The 2,534-nt window shown below is 47.9% G+C and carries 1 protein-coding gene; it reads right to left on the bottom strand.

What is annotated here, in order from left to right:
• Positions 1–2,534, bottom strand: a 2,534-nt coding sequence (drmD, locus tag J7438_RS25075; RefSeq protein ID WP_209278778.1) for a DISARM system SNF2-like helicase DrmD, incomplete at both ends; no start/stop codon positions are given.

Consider the following 2,534-nt stretch of genomic DNA (forward strand, 5'->3'; position numbering starts at 1 on the left):
CAAGACGGGCCTCCAATGCAGTATTATCTCTGCGTATTTGGTTTTTCTCGTCTTCAGTAAACAGAGAAAATTGTTCCGGGTCTTCGTCTTTCTTCAGCTCTGCCTGTATAGAACTTTCCAGCTCATCCAGAATCATAGAGATGTTTTTGACTTCCCTTGCCTTTAACTTTTCTAAACTGCTGCTCAGGCCATTCAGTCGGTCTTTAGATCGAGCTTCTACTGTTTGAATAATTGCGTCCCTGTGCTTTTCGAAACGTTCATTCAAGGCTGACAATAGCGACTCTGGAACTTTTGTGGGGTTAGAGGCCTGGCTCCAGCTATCGATAATGCTCACACCACGTTCACGAGCAAAACGAGAATCACGCAGATACCCACCGGACAGGGTTAGCTCTTCATGCAACCTATGGTGATTTCCACCTGTAACGACCAGCCTTGAGACAACCATAACTGCTGGGGATTCAATATCTCCATCTGGCAAGGAACGTATGGCAACCCGATGTAATTTTTTCACATCATCCTGAGCCCACACCTCAGCCCGGAGAAGACGTAGGGACATTTGCACCAGCCGGTGGTTCAGGTGAACCAGGACAACATCATCTCTACCTTTTGCCATATCATGATCAAAAGTAATCGGTCGACTTTCACCAGTGTGAGGATGACGTAAGCCTTCACAACACTTAGCCCATGATCCGGTTAAGCTGGGCATTCGATAGGTGCTCCCGTCAGGTGCACCTGCAAGGGGAGCCGCCTGTAAGGCTGGTTTATCTGCTAATGCCAGAGCCGTCTTGACCGTTGCGGCAATACGCTCTGGAGTGAGATGGAACTCTTCTCTGGTTTCCATGATTCTGGCATGTAGGCTGGCTATCTTTTCTTTCAGTTGACGCTCGGATCTAACTAACTTTTTGCTTTGCTCCGCCTTTCTCTCGGCAACCCTTGTGTCAAGATCGTTGCGCTTGCCCAGCATGGCCTCTTCAATTTGCTGTTCAATGACTGGGCCGACACTACCAAGCATCTGCCTCATAGCATCAATCTTTCTTACTGCCCGCATCAGATATTCAGACTGGCCTTCAAGTTTGTTAACGTTAACCGTTGGATTGACCCTCTCTTCGTTGAACTGACTGTCGACGGGATGCCATATATGAACTTCAGAGTGTCGTTGGCCATGACGATCAATACGACCATTGCGCTGCTCCATGACATTAGGGTTCCAGGGGATCTCGACATGAACCAGGTAGCGACAATGGTTTTGTAAGTCGATACCTTCAGAAGCTGCATCAGTTGCCAGCAGGATTCTTACAGGAGAAACATCAGGGTTTGCCTGAAATGCTGCTTTTACTTTTTCTCTTTCGTCATGATCCATACTTCCATGGATGACGTTTAATCTATCCCCACCCAGATCGTTGCTGCTGAGAATTTGATGTAGCCATTGATGGGTTGTTCTGTACTCGGTAAACAGAATGACTCGCTCATTATTCCATTCATCATCAGTTTTAAGGTGGGACTCAACCCAATTGAGAATAGATTGAGCTTTGGCATCAACCCGATTACGCATGGCCTGTGCCCAGGAACGCATCTCTGAGATCAGTTCCTTCTGCTCAGATGACAGAGGGAGAGCATGCTTACCTGCTTCTTCAACAGCTTCGTTTTGAGCGGTCTCATATTCCGCATCGTTAGCAAAGTCCTCTTCTGCCTTGAGTATCCTTTTCTTCAGAATACGTTCATCAAGGGAGCTGCGCTGCTTATGGTTACGCTTGCCTTCGACACTTTGTATATGTTTTTCCAACGTGGAAGCAAAAGCTGCTGGTGATGAGAACAGCCGTTTCTTCAGAAGCTTGTGGATAAACTCGCTACCTTTAACGGAACCCCGCTCTTTGGCAGCTTTGGAGCGGCTGTCACAGTAGTCCTGAAGAATCTTGTGAATGCTTCTCTCTCCCTCGGAGTATGGAACTTTCAGCGCATGGAGCTCTCTGGTTGGGTATATTCTGTTCCCATCAGCATCCACTATGTCCGTCTTCAGTCGCCGTACCATAACCTGAGAGAGCTGTTCTTGGTCTGGCTCAATTGTTCTGGCAAAACGTTGATCATCCAGAAGTTCCAGCAATGAAGTGAAAGACTCTGTATAACCATTGTGAGGGGTAGCACTCAGGAACAAGCGGTGTTGAAAGTGAGGTGCAATGGTTCTGATATAACGGGTTCGCAGACTGTCCACAGCATAATGTGTCGAGCTGGCTGGTGCGATGTTATGCGCCTCATCCACAATCAGAATATCGAACTTTCTGGGGAATCCTGCGTGGGGTGGCAGGATATCTTTCATGGTCCGTAAGCCTTCCCCTGATTTGGCCCAATGCATTGAAGTGATCAGCCTTGGGAATGAAGTCCATGGGTTGGCGTGGATGCCCCTTTTACGGCGGACATCCTTGATGTAGTTGCTGTCTACAATTTTGAATTCCAGGCCAAACTTCTCTTGCATTTCAACACGCCACTTCTCTTGCAGAGAAGCGGGGCAAACGACCAGTACGGTTCTCGCCCTATGG

The sequence above is a fragment of the Thalassotalea sp. G20_0 genome (genome assembly GCF_017744175.1).
Taxonomy (GTDB): Bacteria; Pseudomonadota; Gammaproteobacteria; order Pseudomonadales; family Endozoicomonadaceae; genus Endozoicomonas.